Source organism: Mycobacterium syngnathidarum, assembly GCF_001942625.1.
Classification (GTDB): Bacteria; Actinomycetota; Actinomycetes; order Mycobacteriales; family Mycobacteriaceae; genus Mycobacterium; species Mycobacterium syngnathidarum.
Map to the genome: position 1 here is coordinate 73259 of NZ_MLCL01000024.1, position 17102 is coordinate 90360.

Annotated in this window: 23 protein-coding genes and 2 pseudogenes; 15 read left to right on the forward strand and 10 right to left on the reverse strand. The window is 64.7% G+C overall.

Features of this window, described 5'->3' with window-relative positions; translation table 11 throughout:
• The first annotated feature begins 82 nt into the window (after nt 1–82).
• From BKG60_RS06455 to BKG60_RS06465, 3 genes are read left to right on the forward strand one after another with little or no spacing between them, the layout of a single operon-like run.
• Nucleotides 83–430 (forward strand): hypothetical protein, encoded by a 348-nt coding sequence (locus BKG60_RS06455; protein WP_070945000.1) that lies wholly within the window; start codon nt 83–85, stop codon nt 428–430.
• On the forward strand, nt 427–687 hold the full coding sequence (locus BKG60_RS32880) for a MerR family DNA-binding transcriptional regulator (protein ID WP_083339262.1): 261 nt from the start codon (nt 427–429) through the stop codon (nt 685–687). Before BKG60_RS06455 ends, BKG60_RS32880 begins: the two co-directional genes overlap by 4 nt.
• Nucleotides 605–970, forward strand: a complete 366-nt coding sequence (locus BKG60_RS06465; protein ID WP_070944999.1) for a SpoIIAA family protein — start codon at nt 605–607, stop codon at nt 968–970. Before BKG60_RS32880 ends, BKG60_RS06465 begins: the two co-directional genes overlap by 83 nt.
• Here the strand turns inward: BKG60_RS06465 and BKG60_RS32760 are convergent.
• From BKG60_RS32760 to BKG60_RS06490, 4 genes and pseudogenes are all read right to left on the reverse strand, one after another.
• Nucleotides 922–1104, reverse strand: a complete 183-nt coding sequence (locus BKG60_RS32760) for an arsenate reductase/protein-tyrosine-phosphatase family protein (RefSeq protein WP_083284489.1) — start codon at nt 1102–1104, stop codon at nt 922–924. The two genes, BKG60_RS06465 and BKG60_RS32760, sit on opposite strands and share 49 nt — an antisense overlap.
• Nucleotides 1105–1132: 28 nt before the next feature.
• A pseudogene (arsB, locus tag BKG60_RS06480) lies at nt 1133–2721 on the reverse strand (ACR3 family arsenite efflux transporter).
• Nucleotides 2718–3086, reverse strand: a complete 369-nt coding sequence (locus BKG60_RS06485; RefSeq protein WP_070188566.1) for an ArsR/SmtB family transcription factor — start codon at nt 3084–3086, stop codon at nt 2718–2720. The pseudogene arsB and the gene BKG60_RS06485 overlap by 4 nt, the downstream one beginning before the upstream one ends.
• 115 nt (nt 3087–3201) lie before the next feature.
• Entirely contained in the window at nt 3202–3681 is a 480-nt protein-coding gene (locus BKG60_RS06490; protein WP_070944997.1) for an ArsI/CadI family heavy metal resistance metalloenzyme, read from the reverse strand.
• A 102-nt stretch (nt 3682–3783) separates the two neighbouring features.
• On the opposite strand from BKG60_RS06490, the gene BKG60_RS06495 reads away from it, so the two are divergent.
• The 7 genes from BKG60_RS06495 to BKG60_RS06525 all read left to right on the forward strand — a co-directional run bounded on the left by BKG60_RS06495 (nt 3784) and on the right by BKG60_RS06525 (nt 9234).
• Nucleotides 3784–4143: an Rv2640c family ArsR-like transcriptional regulator gene (locus tag BKG60_RS06495; RefSeq protein WP_070945060.1), complete on the forward strand. Its 360-nt coding sequence runs from the start codon at nt 3784–3786 to the stop codon at nt 4141–4143.
• 124 nt (nt 4144–4267) lie between these two features.
• The gene (locus tag BKG60_RS06500; protein WP_070188568.1) at nt 4268–4567 is read left to right on the forward strand and encodes a type VII secretion target; all 300 of its coding nucleotides are present in this window, start codon (nt 4268–4270) and stop codon (nt 4565–4567) included.
• A complete protein-coding gene (locus BKG60_RS06505; RefSeq protein ID WP_234998527.1) occupies nt 4560–6311 on the forward strand; it encodes an alpha/beta fold hydrolase in 1752 nt (583 codons plus the stop codon). The genes BKG60_RS06500 and BKG60_RS06505 overlap by 8 nt, the downstream gene beginning before the upstream one ends.
• Before the next feature lie 95 nt (nt 6312–6406).
• The gene (locus BKG60_RS06510; RefSeq protein ID WP_234998528.1) at nt 6407–6847 is read left to right on the forward strand and encodes a hypothetical protein; all 441 of its coding nucleotides are present in this window, start codon (nt 6407–6409) and stop codon (nt 6845–6847) included.
• Between the two features lie 123 nt (nt 6848–6970).
• Nucleotides 6971–7546: a hypothetical protein gene (locus BKG60_RS06515; RefSeq protein ID WP_131823164.1), complete on the forward strand. Its 576-nt coding sequence runs from the start codon at nt 6971–6973 to the stop codon at nt 7544–7546.
• 328 nt (nt 7547–7874) lie between these two features.
• Nucleotides 7875–8507, forward strand: a complete 633-nt coding sequence (locus BKG60_RS06520) for an MspA family porin (protein ID WP_374243098.1) — start codon at nt 7875–7877, stop codon at nt 8505–8507.
• A 61-nt stretch (nt 8508–8568) separates the two neighbouring features.
• Entirely contained in the window at nt 8569–9234 is a 666-nt protein-coding gene (locus BKG60_RS06525; protein ID WP_070188571.1) for an MspA family porin, read from the forward strand.
• Here the strand turns inward: BKG60_RS06525 and BKG60_RS06530 are convergent.
• Together BKG60_RS06530 and BKG60_RS06535 are read right to left on the reverse strand one after the other, a co-directional pair.
• The gene (locus BKG60_RS06530; RefSeq protein ID WP_070188572.1) at nt 9210–10679 is read right to left on the reverse strand and encodes a glyceraldehyde-3-phosphate dehydrogenase; all 1470 of its coding nucleotides are present in this window, start codon (nt 10677–10679) and stop codon (nt 9210–9212) included. The two genes, BKG60_RS06525 and BKG60_RS06530, sit on opposite strands and share 25 nt — an antisense overlap.
• Nucleotides 10680–10865: 186 nt before the next feature.
• A pseudogene (locus BKG60_RS06535) lies at nt 10866–11687 on the reverse strand (L,D-transpeptidase); the annotation flags it as partial.
• Nucleotides 11688–11873: 186 nt separating this feature from the next.
• Here BKG60_RS06535 and BKG60_RS06540 point away from each other — a divergent pair.
• From BKG60_RS06540 to BKG60_RS06555, 4 genes are read left to right on the forward strand one after another with little or no spacing between them, the layout of a single operon-like run.
• Nucleotides 11874–12611, forward strand: coding sequence for a DsbA family protein (locus BKG60_RS06540; RefSeq protein ID WP_075909404.1), 738 nt, complete (start codon nt 11874–11876; stop codon nt 12609–12611).
• Complete coding sequence (locus BKG60_RS06545) at nt 12608–13483, forward strand: cytochrome c biogenesis CcdA family protein (RefSeq protein WP_075909405.1); 876 nt, start codon at nt 12608–12610, stop codon at nt 13481–13483. Before BKG60_RS06540 ends, BKG60_RS06545 begins: the two co-directional genes overlap by 4 nt.
• A 57-nt stretch (nt 13484–13540) precedes the next feature.
• The gene (locus BKG60_RS06550; protein ID WP_070188575.1) at nt 13541–13915 is read left to right on the forward strand and encodes a BlaI/MecI/CopY family transcriptional regulator; all 375 of its coding nucleotides are present in this window, start codon (nt 13541–13543) and stop codon (nt 13913–13915) included.
• On the forward strand, nt 13912–14850 hold the full coding sequence (locus BKG60_RS06555) for a M56 family metallopeptidase (protein WP_075909406.1): 939 nt from the start codon (nt 13912–13914) through the stop codon (nt 14848–14850). The genes BKG60_RS06550 and BKG60_RS06555 overlap by 4 nt, the downstream gene beginning before the upstream one ends.
• A gap of 5 nt (nt 14851–14855) precedes the next feature.
• Here BKG60_RS06555 and BKG60_RS06560 read toward each other — a convergent pair whose 3' ends face one another.
• Nucleotides 14856–15275 carry a DUF5313 domain-containing protein gene (locus BKG60_RS06560; protein ID WP_070188635.1) on the reverse strand — a complete coding sequence of 140 codons (420 nt, stop codon included), beginning with the start codon at nt 15273–15275 and terminating at the stop codon, nt 14856–14858.
• Between the two features lie 67 nt (nt 15276–15342).
• On the opposite strand from BKG60_RS06560, the gene BKG60_RS06565 reads away from it, so the two are divergent.
• Entirely contained in the window at nt 15343–15720 is a 378-nt protein-coding gene (locus BKG60_RS06565) for an ArsR/SmtB family transcription factor (RefSeq protein WP_075909407.1), read from the forward strand.
• 24 nt (nt 15721–15744) lie between these two features.
• Here BKG60_RS06565 and BKG60_RS06570 read toward each other — a convergent pair whose 3' ends face one another.
• The 3 genes from BKG60_RS06570 to BKG60_RS06580 are packed head-to-tail and all read right to left on the reverse strand — an operon-like array spanning nt 15745 to nt 17083.
• On the reverse strand, nt 15745–16128 hold the full coding sequence (locus BKG60_RS06570; RefSeq protein ID WP_075909408.1) for a type II toxin-antitoxin system VapC family toxin: 384 nt from the start codon (nt 16126–16128) through the stop codon (nt 15745–15747).
• Nucleotides 16125–16355: a type II toxin-antitoxin system Phd/YefM family antitoxin gene (locus BKG60_RS06575; RefSeq protein WP_075909409.1), complete on the reverse strand. Its 231-nt coding sequence runs from the start codon at nt 16353–16355 to the stop codon at nt 16125–16127. Before BKG60_RS06575 ends, BKG60_RS06570 begins: the two co-directional genes overlap by 4 nt.
• A gap of 47 nt (nt 16356–16402) precedes the next feature.
• Nucleotides 16403–17083, reverse strand: coding sequence for a DsbA family protein (locus BKG60_RS06580; RefSeq protein ID WP_075909471.1), 681 nt, complete (start codon nt 17081–17083; stop codon nt 16403–16405).
• Between the last annotated feature and the right edge of the window lie 19 nt (nt 17084–17102).

Below are 17102 nucleotides of genomic sequence, written 5' to 3' on the forward strand. Positions count from 1 at the left end.
TCGCCTGGTGCCGCCGGCGCCGCGCGCCAGCGGCACGTTTGGGGTTGCACCCTGTACCCAGGTACGGGTTTATCGTCGATATATGGCCACCGATGCAACGCCGCCGTGGGGGCCCGAGTCCTGCTCGTTGCCCACCGGTGAGCAGCCGGCACGAGTCGCTGAATTCGACCGGTTGTTCGCCGATTCGGTGCTGCGGTCCGCGAGGCTATCGGCCACCCGATTGGATCTGGTGTTGCCGTCGGCCGCTGAGGCCACGGCGCGGGATCTGGCGGATCGAGAGGCCGGTTGCTGTTCGTTCTTCACCTTCGACTTCGCCGGTGCAGGGACAGATGTGGTGATGAGCATCTCTGTGCCGCAGGCGCAGGTCGAGGTGCTCGATGCGTTGACCGACCGAGTCGACGCCGTGCTCGCCGGCAGGGCGCCGTCATGAGTGGGGCGGGTCTGCGCAGCGGTGAGCTGGCTGCCGCCGCGGGGGTGAATATCGAGACCTTGCGGTACTACGAGCGGCGCGGTCTGCTGCGCGAACCGCAGCGTTCCCTCAATGCCACCTGCGCACGTTGGTGGGCGACGCGCACGCTAACTGTCGTTTCGGGAGTACGGTGTCATGATCGATTTTCTTGCCGAGGGCGCCGACAACATAGTCGGTATCCGGTTCAGTGGAAAGCTCAGCCCGTCCGATTATCGTGATGTGCTCGGCCCACACGTCGAGGCAATGCTGCAACGGTTCAGGGCCCTGAAGGTACTCATCCTGATGGACGAATCCTTTGAGGGCTGGACATTCTCGGCGGCATGGGCGAACACCGTCTTCGACTTCAAGCACCGAGGTGACTTCGACAAGATCGCGATGGTCGGCGCCCCGAAATGGGAAGAATGGTGCGTCCGGAAACCTGCTTCGTGGCTGATACGTGGTGAACTGCGAACCTATCCACGGGACCGGCTTACCGACGCATGGCGATGGTTGCGCGAGTAAAACCCGGTTCTGGCCTGGGTGCCCGCGGAGTGGATGTGGATGTTGGGTGCCACGATATGGCGCATGAGCCCGGCGGCCATGACCGACTTCCCGGTGTTGCTGACGCAGACGAACCACACAGACTTATCGGACATACTCGGCGTGTTCCCTTGTCTTAGTGGGCTATTGGCTGATCGACACCTTCAGCTCGGCGAGCAGTTGCTGGATCCGGTGGTCGATTTGGTCGCGGATCGGGCGGACCGCCTCGATGCCCTGGCCGGCAGGGTCGGGCAGTTCCCAGTTCTCGTAACGCTTTCCGGGGAAGATCGGGCAGGCGTCACCGCAGCCCATGGTGATGACGACGTCGGCAGCTTGCACGATTTCATCGGTCCAGGGTTTCGGGTATTCACCGGTGATGTCGATACCAACCTCGGCCATGGCCTCGATCGCGGCGGGGTTGATCTCATTGCCGGGCTCAGATCCTCCTGACCAGGCGATCGCGTTGTCGCCGGCATAGTGGGTGAAGTACCCGAGGGCCATCTGCGAGCGCCCGGCGTTGTGGGTGCACAAGAACAGCACGGTGGGCTTGCCGTCGCTGATCTTGCCTTCGACCCGTCCGCGGGCGTGCAGCTGGTGGGTACGTGGGCTGTCCGTCATGGCGTCGTGTCCGTTCGCGTCGTCGAGCCGATGGTGGGTAGATGTTGGGAGGTGTGGTGTCCGAACCGCTTACGCAGGGCCAGCGAGACATAGACCAGCGCAACCAGGACGGGGACTTCGATCAGGGGCCCGACCACCCCGGCGAGTGCTTGGCCGGACGTGGCGCCGTAGGTGGCGATCGCCACGGCGATGGCCAATTCGAAGTTGTTGCCCGCGGCGGTGAACGCCAGGGTGGTGGTGCGCTCATAACCCAGATCGAGGAGGGTGCCGAGCAGATAGCCGCCGCCCCACATGATCGCGAAATAGGCGAGGAGGGGCAGGGCGATGCGGGCGACGTCCCATGGCTGGTGGGTGATCTGATCCCCTTGTAAGGCAAAGAGAATCACGATGGTGAACAGCAGCCCGTAGAGCGCCCATGGCCCGATCCTGGGCAGGAACCGCGTCTCGTACCAGTCGCGACCCTTGGACTTCTCGCCGATGCGGCGGGAGAGGTAGCCGGCCGCCAACGGGATGCCCAAGAAGATGAGCACGGATTTGGCGATCTGCCACGGTGAGGTGTCGATGGTGGTTTGTTCCAGGCCGAGCCAGCCGGGCAGCACCGACAAGTAGAACCAGCCCAGGACGGCGAACATGACGACCTGGAAGATCGAGTTGAGCGCGACCAGGACGGCGGCGGCTTCGCGGTCCCCGCAGGCCAGGTCGTTCCAGATGATGACCATGGCGATGCAGCGGGCCAGTCCGACGATGATCAGGCCGGTGCGGTACTCCGGCAGATCGGGCAAAAACAGCCAGGCCAGGGCGAACATCAGTGCCGGGCCGAGCACCCAATTGAGCAGCAGTGAGGACAGCAGTAGTTTGCGGTCGCCGGTGACGGTGTCGAGTCGGTCGTAGCGGACTTTGGCCAGAACCGGATACATCATGATCAGCAGCCCGAGGGCGATGGGCAGCGAAATCCCGTCGAGCTGAACCTTTTCCAGCGCGGTGTTCAACCCGGGGATCCAGCGGCCCAGCAACAGCCCGGCGACCATCGCCGCGCCGATCCAGACCGGCAGGAACCGGTCGAGGGTGGACAGCTTGCCGACCACCGGCGGTGCGGGAGTGGTGGTGCCGGTCATGCCGGCGCTCCGGCGGTGGTCTCGGTGCCGAGCAGCACGGCCAGGCTGGCCAGCGCATCGGGGACCACCGCGTAGTACACCCACGACGCCCGGCGCTGCGAGCTCAGCAGGCCGGCGTCGCGCAGCACCTTGAGGTGATGGCTCACGGTCGGTTGGGAGACCTCCACACCCACGGAGATGTCGCAGACACAGGCCTCACCACCGGCGTGGCTGGCGATCGCCGAGAACAACCGCAGCCGCACCGGATCGGCCAGGGCCTTGAGCTTGACGGCCATATCCGCGGCCTCGGCTGCCGACAGGGGTTCGCGCAGCAGCGCCCCGGGCGGACAGCACGCCTGGTCGAGCGGCCCCGATGATTTCGACATACATCGATATTGACAGAGATCGATATCACCTGCAAGTGGGCAGTGTCGGCGGGCAAAGCTGGGCGGTGGGCATGCAGGTCGGCATGTCCACCGCCAGCTCACCAAGGATGGACGGTCAGCAGCAGGATGCTGCCTTTGTCGCCTCGGGCTCAGCCTCTGCGGCGGCGGTGCCGCCGCAGCAGACGCCGGTCTCGCCGTCGGCGCGGAGCTGTGGGCTGGTGCCGAACGTCTCGGAATCCGCCAGCACGGTGTAGACCTCCCACTTCTCGCCGGCCGGGCCGGTCACCCACACCTTGTCCTGGGTGGCGAAGCAACAGGTCGTGCCGATCTCCTCGTCGGTGAACAGCCCTTCGCCGGTCAGCCGGGCGATCTCGGCGTGCACCTTGTCGCTGGATTCGACCTCGACGCCGAGGTGGTTGATGGTGCCGCCCTTGCCGGGGTTTTCCAGCAGCACCAGCTTCAATGGCGGCTCGGCGACCGCGAAGTTGGCATAGCCGGGCTTCACCTTGGCCGGCTCGACGCCAAACAGTTTGGTGTAGAACGTGATCGCTTCGTCGAGATCGTCGACGTTGAGCGCTAACTGAACACGGGACATGATCAACCTCCCACTAGGGATGAGACATATATCGAACTGACGCGTCACGCTCAGGATGCCACCTTTTCGATATATGTCAAGAAATGTGGCAGGATGGGTGCCATGCCCAAGGCCCTGCCCGTGATCGACATGTCCGCCCCGGTGTGCTGCGCCCCGGTGGCCGCCGGGCCGCTCAGTGACGCCGACGCCCTAGAGGTGGCGATGCGACTGAAGGCGATCGCCGATCCAGTGCGGGTCAAAATCCTGTCGTATCTGTACAGCTCATCGACTGGCGAAGAGGCCAGCGGAGACCTGGCCGCGGTGCTCGACCTGGCGGAGTCCACGGTCAGCCATCACCTAGGTCAGCTCCGCAAGGCGGGTCTGGTGATCTCCGATCGGCGTGGCATGAACGTGTTTCATCGGGTGAAACCCGAAGCCCTGCAAGCACTCTGCGTGGTACTCGACCCGAACTGCTGCACTTAGTCGCAGAGACGGTCGGACGCCCTGGCACCGTCGGTGGGTCCGGTTCGAATCCAGCCGCGGGCGCGCACGCCGACGCCCAGAAATAGTGCACCGAGGCCCGTCGGAGTGGCCTTACGCTTTGTGCATGTCGGCAAATCTGCGAGTGGCTCCCGCCGACCTGCGGACGGCGGCTGCGGCGCAGGCCGAGGTCGCCGCCGCGGTGTCGGCGCTGGGTGCCGGGCAATCGGTGGCGAGCGCGAGCAGCGGCGTATCCGACCTGGTCAGTGGCGCTGCCTGTAGTTTCGTGGCATCAGCGATCGACAAGGCCACCGCAACCGTCAACGACGAATTGACAATGCACAAAGACCGCCTGACCGTCGCGGCTGAACGGTACCGACAAGGCGACGAGGAGTTCGGCCGCCGCATACGGCGGATCGGTGGCTGACGCCGCGCCGGCAGGGATGCCGGTCACGATTCCCCAGGTCCAGGCGTCGCAACCTGCCAACCTGGTGCAGGCCGGCGCGGAGATCGGGCAGAAAGCCGCGGCGCTCGGTACCCAGATCGAGCAACATCAAAAGGGTCTGCAGACATTGCACGCCGGGTGGCAGGGGTCAGCATCGCAGGCCGCGCAGGCCAAGTCGACCGCGACCGTTCAGCGGATGCAACAACTGCAGGAAGCCCTGACCCGGACCCAGACGATCATGCAGGAGGGCGGCGGTCAGCTTGCCCAGACCCGTTCCAGCCTCTTGCAGACGGTCAGTGGCCTGACCGCACAGGGCTGGCAGGTCGGGCCTGACGGTTCCGTCTCGGTCCGCCCCGGCTCGACGCTCGAGAAGTACGCGAAGCTCAGCCCCGCGAACGCCATGCAACTGCAGGCGTTGGCGGCGAGCAACGCGGTGAACGTGAAGACGATGCTGGCCAGCTTCGACACCGCCGATCGCCGGCTGGGCCAGAATTTGCGCGGCGCCGTCAGCGCACTGGACTCACCGATGCAGAACTTCGGGCCAGGAGGAATTCCTGCGCCCCAGAGCCCCAAGGACACCGGTCCTCAGATACCGCAAGGCAAGGACGCCACGGAAGTCAAGAAGTGGTGGGAGGGGCTGAGCAAGGAGGATCGTGAACGGCTGCTGCGTGAGCAGCCGGAGAAGCTCGGCAACCTCAACGGCATCCCGGTCGCCGACCGCAGCACGGCCAACAAGGCAGTGATGGATGCCGACATCGCTCGTGTGGAGAATGCCACGGAGGCGTTGTCTCAGCAGGAAATGACCCGCTACTACAACGCGCTGAAGGTGCGCGAGGGACTTCAGCACAACGAGGACAGCACCGACGCTCCCTCATATCTCTACGTGTACGAACCGGAGGCGTTCAACGGCCAAGGCAGAGCGGCTATTTCGATCGGCGACCCCGATACGGCCGACAACACGGCGGTCGTGGTGCCCGGGACCAGCCACAGCGTTTCAGAGGGATGGCTGAGCAGCGACGACGCCGCCAACGTGTACAACGAAACCCAGCGTGCCGATCCGAGCAAGAGCAACGCGGTGGTGGCCTGGATGGGGTACAACGCCCCCGACAGCCTCACCGACCCGCAGGTCGGACAAGTCGGCAATGCACGTGAGGGCGGGGCGTTGTTGTCCTCCGACGTCAATGCATTGTCGGTGACGAACCACGGCGACTCCCATGTCACGGTCATCGGCCATTCCTATGGTTCGACCACCGTCGCCGACGCCGCTGCCGGCTACGGCATGCGCGTCGACGACGTGGTTCTGATCGGTTCACCCGGAACCGATTTGGCGAAGAGCGCTGCTGACTTCCACCTGCCCGAGAACGGCCATGTGTACGTGGGCGCCGCCTCCACCGATCCGATCACTCATCTGGGCGGGGACAACAATCAGGTTCATATCCCCGGAACCGGCGTCACCATCGGACTGGGCACCGACCCCGCCGACGACGACTTCGGGTCGACGCGCTTCAAAGCCGAGGTGGAAGGCTGGACGTTGCCGTGGAAAGACCACAGTGGCTACCTGGTCCCTGGCAGTGAATCGCTGTTCAGTATTTCCGATATCGCCTCAGGGCACGGCGACGCGTTGGAGCATGATGGGATGACTGCTGATCATCGAACGCAAGTTCTCGGCGTGGAGATCGATCCCGAGGCGTGGCGAATCGCCACCGGGGGGCACCGTCACCAATGATCGCCATGGGGCATAGAGAAAAGGTCAGCGTGCGAGCGAATCTGTTTATCGCGGTGGTCATGACGGTCGCCGCTCTCACTTCAGGATGTGATGCCGTGAGTTCCAAGAGCTATGGGGTTTCGGACCCGCTCACACCCGAGCAGTCCAAGACCCAGGTGGTCGACGCCGCTCGCGAGATCGTGCAGACCCTGAAACTCGATACGTCGGCGGTGGTGTTCCGGCGTTCGTCCTGCAATGACCAGCACGAGGCACCGTTCCGGGGCGTCGTCAGGATCAAGTACCCGTTGGCTTCCAGTTTCGAAGCCTCCGGCAGCGAGGTCGAACAGATGGTGCAGCAGCTGAAGTCCAACGGGTGGGGCGAAAACACGGATTTCAAGACGCACGCCAGCAGCCTGGCCAAGAACCAGGTGGTCGCGGTCTTCAACCCTCAAGCCAAGGGGACCGTGAATCGATCGATCGAGCTCTACGGTGAATGCCGCGACGTCACCACGACGAAGGACTCGGCGGGCACCACCGAACACGTTGATCTCGGCTAGCCGCGTACCGCAGCAACCGGCCGGAACCGTACCTTTGCACTGAGCCCCCGGGTTCTGCGTCGACTGACATGAAGTTGATATGAAGTCGGCGGCAGACGCTGTTTCTGTCCGCAGAATGTCAGTGTGACGGCGTCGGCACCTTCCTGCGATCAGCAACGAGTTGATGGCTCGCTGATCCGCGTGGTGGGCGTCGCCGATGAAGTCGACAGGCTCACTGTCGCAGGCTCAGAACGTGACGAGGTCGTCCGGCTGACTCGCCAGCAGGAGCTGCGGCAGGCCCGCTACTACCGGGGGCTACTGGAATCGCAGCGGGCTGAGATCGACGAGGAGTTGGCTCGCGACTGCGCACTGCTCGCCAGGCACTTGGCCGACGGTCGCAGTCGGCGCCGGATGCCTCGCCTTCGGGAATCCGTCCGGCGCAAGCGCCGTGAGCAATATCAGATCGACTGTCTGCTGGAATCATTGAACATGAGGTTCTTCCAGCCGCGGCCGATGCCGCTGCCGGATCACCGCTTCACCGTGGAGATCGAACCGACCCGGCACGGCTATCGGGTTCGGGTCCTCGAACTCGATCAAGTCGTGACCGCGGTCAGCCGGGACGAAGCGGAGATGACTGCCCGCGAGTACATCGCCGTGAGCATCGGTATGGCAATCAGCCGGATCGCCGTACACGTCTCCCCGGCCCGCTCTGTCACCTAGATCCCGCGCCATCCGCGCCGCGCCAATGCGCGTTTTCTCCCATCCTCTGTGACGACGCTGCGCAAAACTGTTGTGGGCCAAGCTATGAAAGCCGAGGGATCATTGGCGCCCAGGTTGGGTGGTTAATGTCCAGGCACAGTTTCCCTGTCAGTCACCTCCGGGAAACGCTGTGTCCCAACTGTTTATGGGGAAACTGACGATGGGTGGTGACATCCCTTCGCGGGCGTTGCTAGTTTCCCTCGGGGAGAATTTCTAATACCGAGAGGCGCGACTTCGCACCATGTTGAAAACTCTTGTCGCACTGGCTGTCGCCGGTTCATTCGCGGCCATGACAGCACTTGGCACCGCCAACCAGTCTGTGGCCCAGCCGCTTCCGGAACCGCCTGCGCCTGACGGCACAGCCGGAATCGGGGCTGGCACCGGTTCCGTGCCGTCTGCAGCGCCCGCGACCCTGCCCACTCCAGAGGGTTGGACTCTTTCAGTCAAGGCGGTGGACGAAACGCAGATCGCCGTAGAGCCGTTGACCACGGCCATTTCGTCGCGTGAATACCTGGTGGGCGGAACGTTTCTGGGCGAGGTGACTGGTGCCGGCAAGGCCGCCTTGACCGGCGGCACTCTGGAGGCGGGGTACCAGATCGGTTGCGGAATCACCGCCGATGTCGTGGATGCCCGGTTCGGCGGCAACATCACGCCCTCGCTCAGCTCGGCGGGTCTGCCGAGTGTTGGAGGTGGGCTCTTCGCGCAGATCCGCCCCACGCTCAAGCCGGGTACGGCAACCGTTGTCGCGGTGACGAAAGTTCAATACGAGGGCGATTCGGCTCGTGCGACGATCACCGGCCTGCGGATCAAGATCGACAGTTGTGTCGGTCAGTCCTTCATCCGCTCATACGCGACCTTCACCAGCTCCACCGCCGACACGCAGGATGTCGTGTCATACGTGGGCGTGACCAAGGCTGTCTGACGTCCCAAACCCAAATACACGCTCGCTCAACAATTTACGCTTTGAGAGGTGTCAAGCTGACATGACCAAGTTCTTTGCTGCCCTGGTTACGATTGGTGCGCTGGTGGCGCCGGCACCTTATGCGGTCGCCGCGCCCGAACCTGTTGTGCCGCCCGTTGAGGGCGAGCCCGAACCGACGCCGGACACCGGGGCCGTCGCTTCCGGCGAACCATCCGTGGTCACGACGCCAGACGGCTGGGTGTTGAAGCTCGCCGCCAGGGACGAAACCCAATTGCCGATCCCGGCCCTCACGACGGCGACCTCATCGCGTGAGTACCTGGCTGGAGGGACGTTCACCGGCAGCATCAGCGGCAATGGCAGTACGTCGTTGCGAGGCGGTTCGCTGGAGGCGGGCTACCAGATCGGCTGCGGTATTGCGCTGAGCGCCGTTCGCCTGACCGGCAGCCTCGGCCTGTCCTCGTCGCTCAGCCGGTCTGGCCTCGGCGGGGTCAGCGCGCCGATCCAGGGCAATGTCGAAGTACGGCCCAAACCCGGCGAGGTCATCAACGTGCCGGTCACCAAAATGAAGTTCAAGGGTAAGGATTCCCGGGTCACGCTCAAAGACGTGCACATCAAGATCGATGGGTGCGTCGGCCAGTCTTTTCTGCGCTCATACGCGCAGCTGACCAGCGCTGCCCCGGGATCCGAAGATATCGTCGCGTACTACGGACTGACCAAAACCGTCTGATCCGCGTCCGCCCGCATCTGCGGATACGTCGGGTATTCGATACCCGAGAGGTACTGCACGGTGCGCACGACCTGGGACGAGTAGCCGAATTCGTTGTCGTACCAGACGTAGAGGATCACGTTGTCCTCGTCGGCGATCGTGGCGTTCGCATCGATGATGCTCGCCGCACGTGAGCCGATGAAGTCGCTCGAAACGGCATCGGTGGCCGCGGTGTAGTCCAGGTTGCGGCTCAACGGTCCCGACAAGGAGGCCTGGCGCAGGTACTCCAGGACCTCACCCTTGGTGGTCTGCTTGTGCAGCTGCATGTTCAGGATGGCCACCGACACATCCGGGGTGGGAACGCGGATCGAGCTGCCGCTGATCTTGGCCTTGAGGTCTGGCATCGCCTTGGCCACCGCCGAGGCCGCGCCGGTCTCGGTGAGCACCAGGTTGAACGGCGCGGACCGGCCGCGGCGGTCAGCCTTGTGGTAGTTGTCCAACAGGTTCTGGTCGTTGGTAAACGAGTGCACGGTCTCCACGTGACAGCGCGCTACGCCGAACTCGTCGTCCATGGCCTTCAACGGCGGAACGATCGCATTGGTCGTGCAGGATGCGCACGAGAAGATCTGCTGCTCGAGATCGAGTGTGCGGTGGTTGACCCCGTGCACGATGTTGGGCACGTCGCCCTTGCCCGGTGCGGTCAGCAGAACCTTGGCGATACCGGGGCGCAGGTGCTTGGACAGCCCTTCGCGGTCGCGCCACTTGCCGGTGTTGTCGATCAGGATCGCGTTGTTGATCCCGTACTGGGTGTAGTCGACGGTCGACGGGTCGTTGCTGTGGATGAACTTGATGACGTTGCCGTTGGCGATGAGGCAGTTGTTCTCGTTGTCGACCTTGATCGAGCCGTTGAACTGGCCGTGCACCGAGTCGCGGCGCAGCAGTGATGCCCGCTTGGCGAGGTCGCCTTCCCCGTTGCTGCGGATGACGACGGCGCGCAGGTTCAGGCCGTTGCCGGATCCGGCCTTCTCGATGAGCAGGCGTGCGACGAGCCGACCGATACGGCCGAACCCGTAGAGCACCACGTCCCGCGGGCCCTGCGGCTCGATCTTGTTCTCCCCGGTCACATCGCTGAGCACCTGTGCGGTGAACTCGGGCACCGATGCGCTGCCATCGCTGGCGCGGTAAGCCATGACCAGCAGGCCCAGGTCGATCTTCGCGGGGCCCAGGTCCAGGTCGGCCAGGGCCTGAAGGAACGGGAAGGTCTCTTCGACCGAGAGTTCGTTGCCGCCCACCTGGCGGGCGAAGCGGTGCGTCCGCAGGATGCTGATGACGGACTTGTTCACCAGCGACCGGCTGTGCAGCAGAACCGTCACGCCCTTCGCCCGGTGCAGGGTTCCGATGATCGGGATCATCGCCTCCGCGAGTGCTTCTTGGGCATTCCAGTTGGCGAGTTCTGGCGAGTTCAAATCAAGCGTCCTGTGCGTCGTGTGGGCTGGCCCCTCGGATGAGTAGCGCTTAGATGTTAGCGATTGCCGGATTTCACAAAACGCCCTGGTAGGGCGGTGAGATCAGCAGTGGCGCAGGTCACAGGTCTATTTGGGTGGACGTGGCGGCCGGCAGGGACGTCCCGCCATCGAGCCGGCGCCCAGCCGTCACCGTAGCGCACTGCCGCTGAGCCACTGGTCCCACGACACACCCCAGTCGCCGTTCTGCCAGACCGGCAGTGGCTCACCGCCGGTATTGCGAACCTCGAACACATCTCCGGGCTGGGAGAATTCGTAGAACCACCGGCTGTTGTCGGCGTTGACGTTCAGGCACCCGTGCGACGTGTTGGTCTTGCCCTGCGCCCAGACGGTGCTGTCGAGTTGGTGGACGTAGATCCCGCTGTTGGTGAGCCGTACCGCATTGTTGACGGTCACCTTGTAGCCCAGCCGTGAATCCACGGGCAGACCGTAGGTGGAGGAGTCCATGACGACGGTGTCGGCCTTGTCCATCACCGTGTAGACGCCGGGTTGGGTCCAGAAGGAAATGGTTTTTCCCGCGACGGTTTCTGAACCGCCCATACCCATCGAGGTCGGTATCGTCCGGACCAGTTCGTCATTGCGGTAGACACGGATCTGCTTTGTGGCGTCGTCGGCGATGGATACGTGCGACTCTCCGATGGCGAACGACACCCGGCCGGCCTCCTGGCCGTCGGCGACCACGCTCACCTCGGTGCCTGGACGGAAGTAGTTTTGCGGCCGCCAGTGGGCGTGCCGGCTATCCATCCAGTACCAGGAACCATCAACTGGCGGAACGGTTTTCACCGACAGGCGGCGTTCGGCGGCCGCGCGATCAGCGACCGGTTCGTCGAAGTTGGCCACGATGACAGTGCCGACGCCGTAAGTCCCTCCGTCGGCCAACTTCGCCCCCGAGGTCGCGGTGAAGCTGACTTGCTTCTGCTCACCGGCGGTGAGTGTGGCGACCATCGAGGTCGGCTGCGTCAGCAGGAGGGCGGCGGCGATGGCAAGCAGCGACAGGACTGGTACCGGTCGCTTCGCGGGTGAACCCACCGGCATCCCGGAGCCTCCCATCTGTCCGCCGCACTGCGGCGCCCTGTGCTAGAACGGAATACGTAGCTACGCCGTAGCTACGTAGGAAGGCTAGCACGGAGGTACGCGGTGAGCGGGCGGCGAGAGAGCGTCAGGAAAGACCTGATCTTCATCGGGGGACTTGTGGTGATCGCCGCCGCACTGATCGCGTACCTGCTGGTACGTCCCGACAATGGCCCCGCTTCCGCCGCGCCCGTCGCGGAGTCGTCGGCGACCTCGCAAGCAACCGGCGCGACCGCCGGCTCGGACCGGGCTCATCCGCCGGTTGAACGCCGTCAGGCGGGTGACCCGCTGGCGCTGGGAGATCCCGACGCGCCCGTGGCGTTGGTGGTCTTCTCCGACTTTCGGTGCCCGTTCTGCGCCAAGTTCAGTCGCGACACCGAGCCCGAACTGGTCAAGCGATACGTCGATACGGGCCAGCTGCGCATCGAGTGGCGCGACTTCCCGATTTTCGGCCCCCAGTCGATGACGGCCGCACGTGCCGGACGCGCTGCCGCCGAGCAGGGCAAGTTCTGGGAGTTCAACCGCGCCGTCTACGCGGCCGCACCGGAACGGAAGAAGGCAGACCTGACGGATGACGATCTGATCGGTTTCGCCAGGCAAGCCGGTGTCCCCGACATCGACAAGTTCACCGCCGGGATGCGCGGAACCACCTACGACGCCGCCGTCAACGCCGACCTGGCCCAGGGCACGGGGATCGGCGTCCCCAGCACACCGGCATTCCTGATCAACGACGTGCCGATGCTCGGTGCGCAGCCCACCGAAGACTTCGTGACCGCCATCGACGGAGCGTTGGCCACACGATGAGCGGCGTCGGCCTGCTCGGTGCCTTCCTCGGCGGGTTGGCCTCGCTGCTCAGCCCGTGTTCGGCGCTGCTGCTGCCGTCGTTCTTCGCTTACGCCTTCGATCGGACGCGCCTGCTGATCCGGCGCACCGTCGCATTCTGGGCTGGACTCTGTGTCGTGCTGGTGCCGCTGGGTGCCGGCGTCGGCGCCCTGGGCAGCGTGGTCACGCGCTATCGCAGCGAAGTCACCGTGATCGGTGGCCTGGTGTTGATCGGCTTCGGTCTGATGACGTTGCTGGGCAAGGGTTTCGGCCTCTCGGGCATGCAGCGGTTGACGGCCCGGATCAACATCTCCGGCACGGTCTCGGTGCTTGCGTTGGGGGCGGTGTACGGTCTGGCCGGCTTCTGCGCGGGACCGCTGCTCGGCGCCGTCCTGACCATGTCCGCGATGGGCGCCGACCCGGCTTACGGAGCACTTCTGATGGCGGTCTACGCCCTCGGTATGGCCGCCCCGTTGTTCGTACTCGCCTGGTTGTGGGACCGCTTCAACCTGTCGAAACGCGCCTGGCTGCGGGGGCGGCCGGTGCGTCTGGGCCCGCTGGAAACCCACACCACCTCGCTGCTCACCGGGGCGATCTTCATCGTTCTCGGTGGGATCTTCCTGTTCACCGACGGCACCGCGAGTCTGGGCGGGCTGCTCTCCGTCGACGCACAGTACGACCTGCAGGTATGGCTGGGCCGCTTGTCGTCCGGCGTCAGCGATCCCTGGCTGCTTCTGGGCGTCGTGGCGGCGCTCATCGTGTGGCGGTCCATTCGGTTATGGCGGCGACGCACCACGTCCAGCACCGCGAGCGGGACTCACGATGAGCAGAGCAGCTACTATCGCGCTACATAGGTTTGACGGGCTGGGCCACGAAATGACGACGTCGCACCAACACGAGCGGTAATGGGTATGGGAATAAAGGGATTTGGCGATCTCGAAGCTGTAGTGATGGAAGTGCTCTGGTCACGTGCGGAGCCCTCCACGGTGCGCAGCGTGCACGACGAGCTCGTCACCCAGCGCCAGATCGCCTACACCACGGTCATGTCGACCATGGACAACCTGTTCCGGAAAGGCTGGCTGGAGCGGGAAAAGATCGGCCTGGCGTACAGCTATCGGCCGGTGATGACCCGGGAGGAGCATTCCGCGCAGCTGATGCGCACGGTGTTCGAATCCGGCGGCGACAGCGAGCTGATCCTCAACTTCTTCCTCGAGCAGATCGTCGACGAAGACTCGAAGAAACTCCGACAGGCCCTCAAGCGGTTCACCGAGGAGCAGCCACGATGAACGCCGTCACGTTTCTGCTCGTCTATGCGGTGGCGCTGAGCTGGCTGGCGCCCGTTCTGTTCAGCGGACCGCTCTCGGCCAACGTCCACCCCAGGCTTTCGGTGGCGGGGTGGCTGGTCGCCGTCGGCACCGCGGCATTCGCGTGGGTGGCGGCGTTGGCGATCCTGATCGCAGGTGCCGCCCACAGCCTGATCACCCACACGGCGCTCACGTTCTGCGTCGAGACACTGGGGATCGCCAGCGCGGTGACGTTGCCGCCGACCGTGGCGACGGCGCTGGTGGTGGTCTTGCTCGCGGTCACTGGCACGGTGGCGATCCACACCGTGCGTCGCGTCATGGTCTCGCTGCGCGGGGTGCGGCGCGCCAATCGAGCACACGCAGAAGCGGTCCGGATCATCGGGCGGCCCACCGAGCACAACGGCGTCGTCGCCATCACGGCCGACCAACCCGCAGCCTACTGCGTGTCCGGCGGCCGGCGACGCGCGATCGTCGTCACGACCGGGGCCTTGGAATTGCTCAAGCCGCCCGCACTCGCGGCGGTACTGGCCCACGAGCGGGCGCACCTGCGTGGCCGCCATCATCACGTCATCGCCCTGCTCAACACCCTGGCTGCGGCGCTGCCGCGGCTGCCGCTGATGAGGGCGGCGGCGCAGTCCGTACCGGCATTACTGGAGATGTGCGCCGACGACGCGGCCACTCGCCGGTATGGCCGGGAGCCGCTGTTGGCCAGCCTGGTCGCGTTGAGCACCCGGGGCCGTGTTCCTGATGGCGTGCTGGCCGTCGCCGGTACCGCGGTGGCCGCCCGGGTCACCCGGCTCTTGCAACCTCAGCGAGCGATCTGGTGGCGCCCATCGACCCTGGCGATGACGCTCATCGTGATCGCGACGGCCGTCGTGCCGGCTTTCGCGCTCACCTTGTGCACCCTGCAGCCGTAGCCGAATCAGACGTCGTGGCTGCTGCTCGGCCCGGTGCGGGGCCCGTAGCGTTCGGCGTACGCCTGGTGAATGTGGGCGTTCTTCTTGCGCGACAACTCGTCGACGAGGCCCGGGTTGAGGCCGTGTTTGGCGAGCATGTGACGACGCCACACCTTGTTGAGCGCGTGAGAGAAGTACACGAAAGGGATGAAGATGGGCACCGTCATGCTGGCGTGCAGATAGAGCGACATCGGGATGAACCAGATCGGCGCCAGAACCAGGATCGCGGGGATCGCGACGCGGACCATCATCCGAATGGTGGCTCCGGGGCCTGCCAGGTCCTTGGCCACCCAGTCGCGCATCGAATCGGGTAGCCGCTTGCCGTAGCAGTACCCGATGTACTGCAGTGGGCCCGGTTTGGTGCGTGGGGCTTGGCCGGTGGGCATCGCTGAAGGGTAGCGCTCGCTATGATGGATTGCGAATTTCATCAATCCGTCAATCATTGGGGCAGTAGTGACCGACAGCGTTCTGGGAGGTCCCGAGCGGCCGTTGTACGAGATCAAAGCCAACCTGTTCAAGGCGTTGGCACACCCCGCACGGATCCGGGTGCTGGAGATATTGTCGGTGAGCCAGGGGCCGACGCCGGTCAGCGCGATCCTGGCTTCCACCGACATCGAACCGACCCTGCTGTCTCAGCATCTCGCGGTCCTCAAACGCCATCACGTGGTCAGCGGGCACCGCGTCGGTAACGCGGTGTACTACACCCTCGCCCATCCGAAGATCGCCGAGCTGTTGCGCATCGCCCGCACGTTCCTCGCCGACACCCTCGCCGCCCAGCAGGGTCAGCTCGAGGCCGTCGGTTCATTGCCGCCAATTGGGACGCCGCGATAGTCAGCGCGGTTGACGATCCGCCTCTCACTTCCTGGCGTCGACGGCTTCGGCTACCGCCGCCAGTAGTTTCGCGTCGGCGGTGAGCAGCGCGAGCCCCTCCACGGTCGCCTGGGCGAGCAGGATCGCGTCGAAAGGATCCTTGTGCGGTAGCGCGGTGAGGTCCGAAGCGAGGGTGTGGCGTCGCGTGATGGGAAGGTTCTGCAAGCCGGAGCGACCGATTGCATCGTCAAGGCCGTCGGGCAGGGCGAGTTTGCCGATCGCCGCCTTGATGCTCAGCTCCCAGGTGCTGGCCGCGGACACGAACACCGCAGGGCTTTGTGCGATGAGACCCCGTGCCTCGGTTCCCAACCTTGCGCTGTCTTCGAGCAGCCAGAGCAGGACGTGGGTGTCCAGCAGCAGCCCCCTCATTCGAGGCCGAACAACGTGTTGAGGTCGGTGTCGACGTCATCGAAGTGTTCGGTGTCGTAATCGAATTGTCCGGCCAGCCCGCCGAAGGCGATGTCGACGCGGGTGTGCGGGACCAGGTCCGCTACCGGTTTGCCGGCCCGCGCGATCGTGATCTTCTCGCCGTTCTCCACGCGGGTGAGCAGTTGCGACAGGTGTGTCTTCGCGTCGTGGACATTGACCGTCGACATGGAGCCCAGCCTACTGGACTTAGTCTAGTTGGACTAGCAATGGATGATCAGCGCGGTAGTCGATCGAGCCAGTCGGAGTTTCCGTCGAGCGATTCCCCGTCGATGACCACCATCGGCACCCCGGAGTCGGGGAGTGCCCGCAGCAGCGGCAGGTTGTTGGCGGCGATGAGGTGTCCGTCGAAGGGGATGGGAAGCCCCAGCTTGATCATGTCCTGCGCTGAGGGCGGCGCACCGGCGCGATCGGCCAAGCCGGCGAGCTGCTCGTTGCTCAGATCGGTCGGGCCTTCTTCCTGCGGCTGCTGCTCGGCGGAAAAGATCTGCTCGATGAACTGCCATGTGACCTCGCTGGATTTCGAGTGATCGGCGACGATGAACGCGGCGTAGATCGCCCGGCTGTCGTAAGTGCCACTCGCCGAGTACTTTTCGAGGAAATTGACGAGACGCAGGTTGATGTGGAGCTTGCCGTCTTCGATGCGCCGGCCCATCTCGGCGCCCTGCTCGCGGACCATCTTTCCGCTGTACGGGCAGAGCGGATCCAGATACAGCTCGATCTGGCCCGGTGCGGCGGGATCGCCGATGGACAGCACATTCCCGGCCGGGGTGGCTTCGGCCGCGTACGCACGACCGACGCCGGGGCCCCACGCCAGAACCGTTGCCAGCAGGGCCAGCACCACCGCGAGAGCAATCGAGGTGCGTGGGTGTTCGGATCTGGTCCGTGTGTGGCTCATGTGCTTCATCATGTCTGAC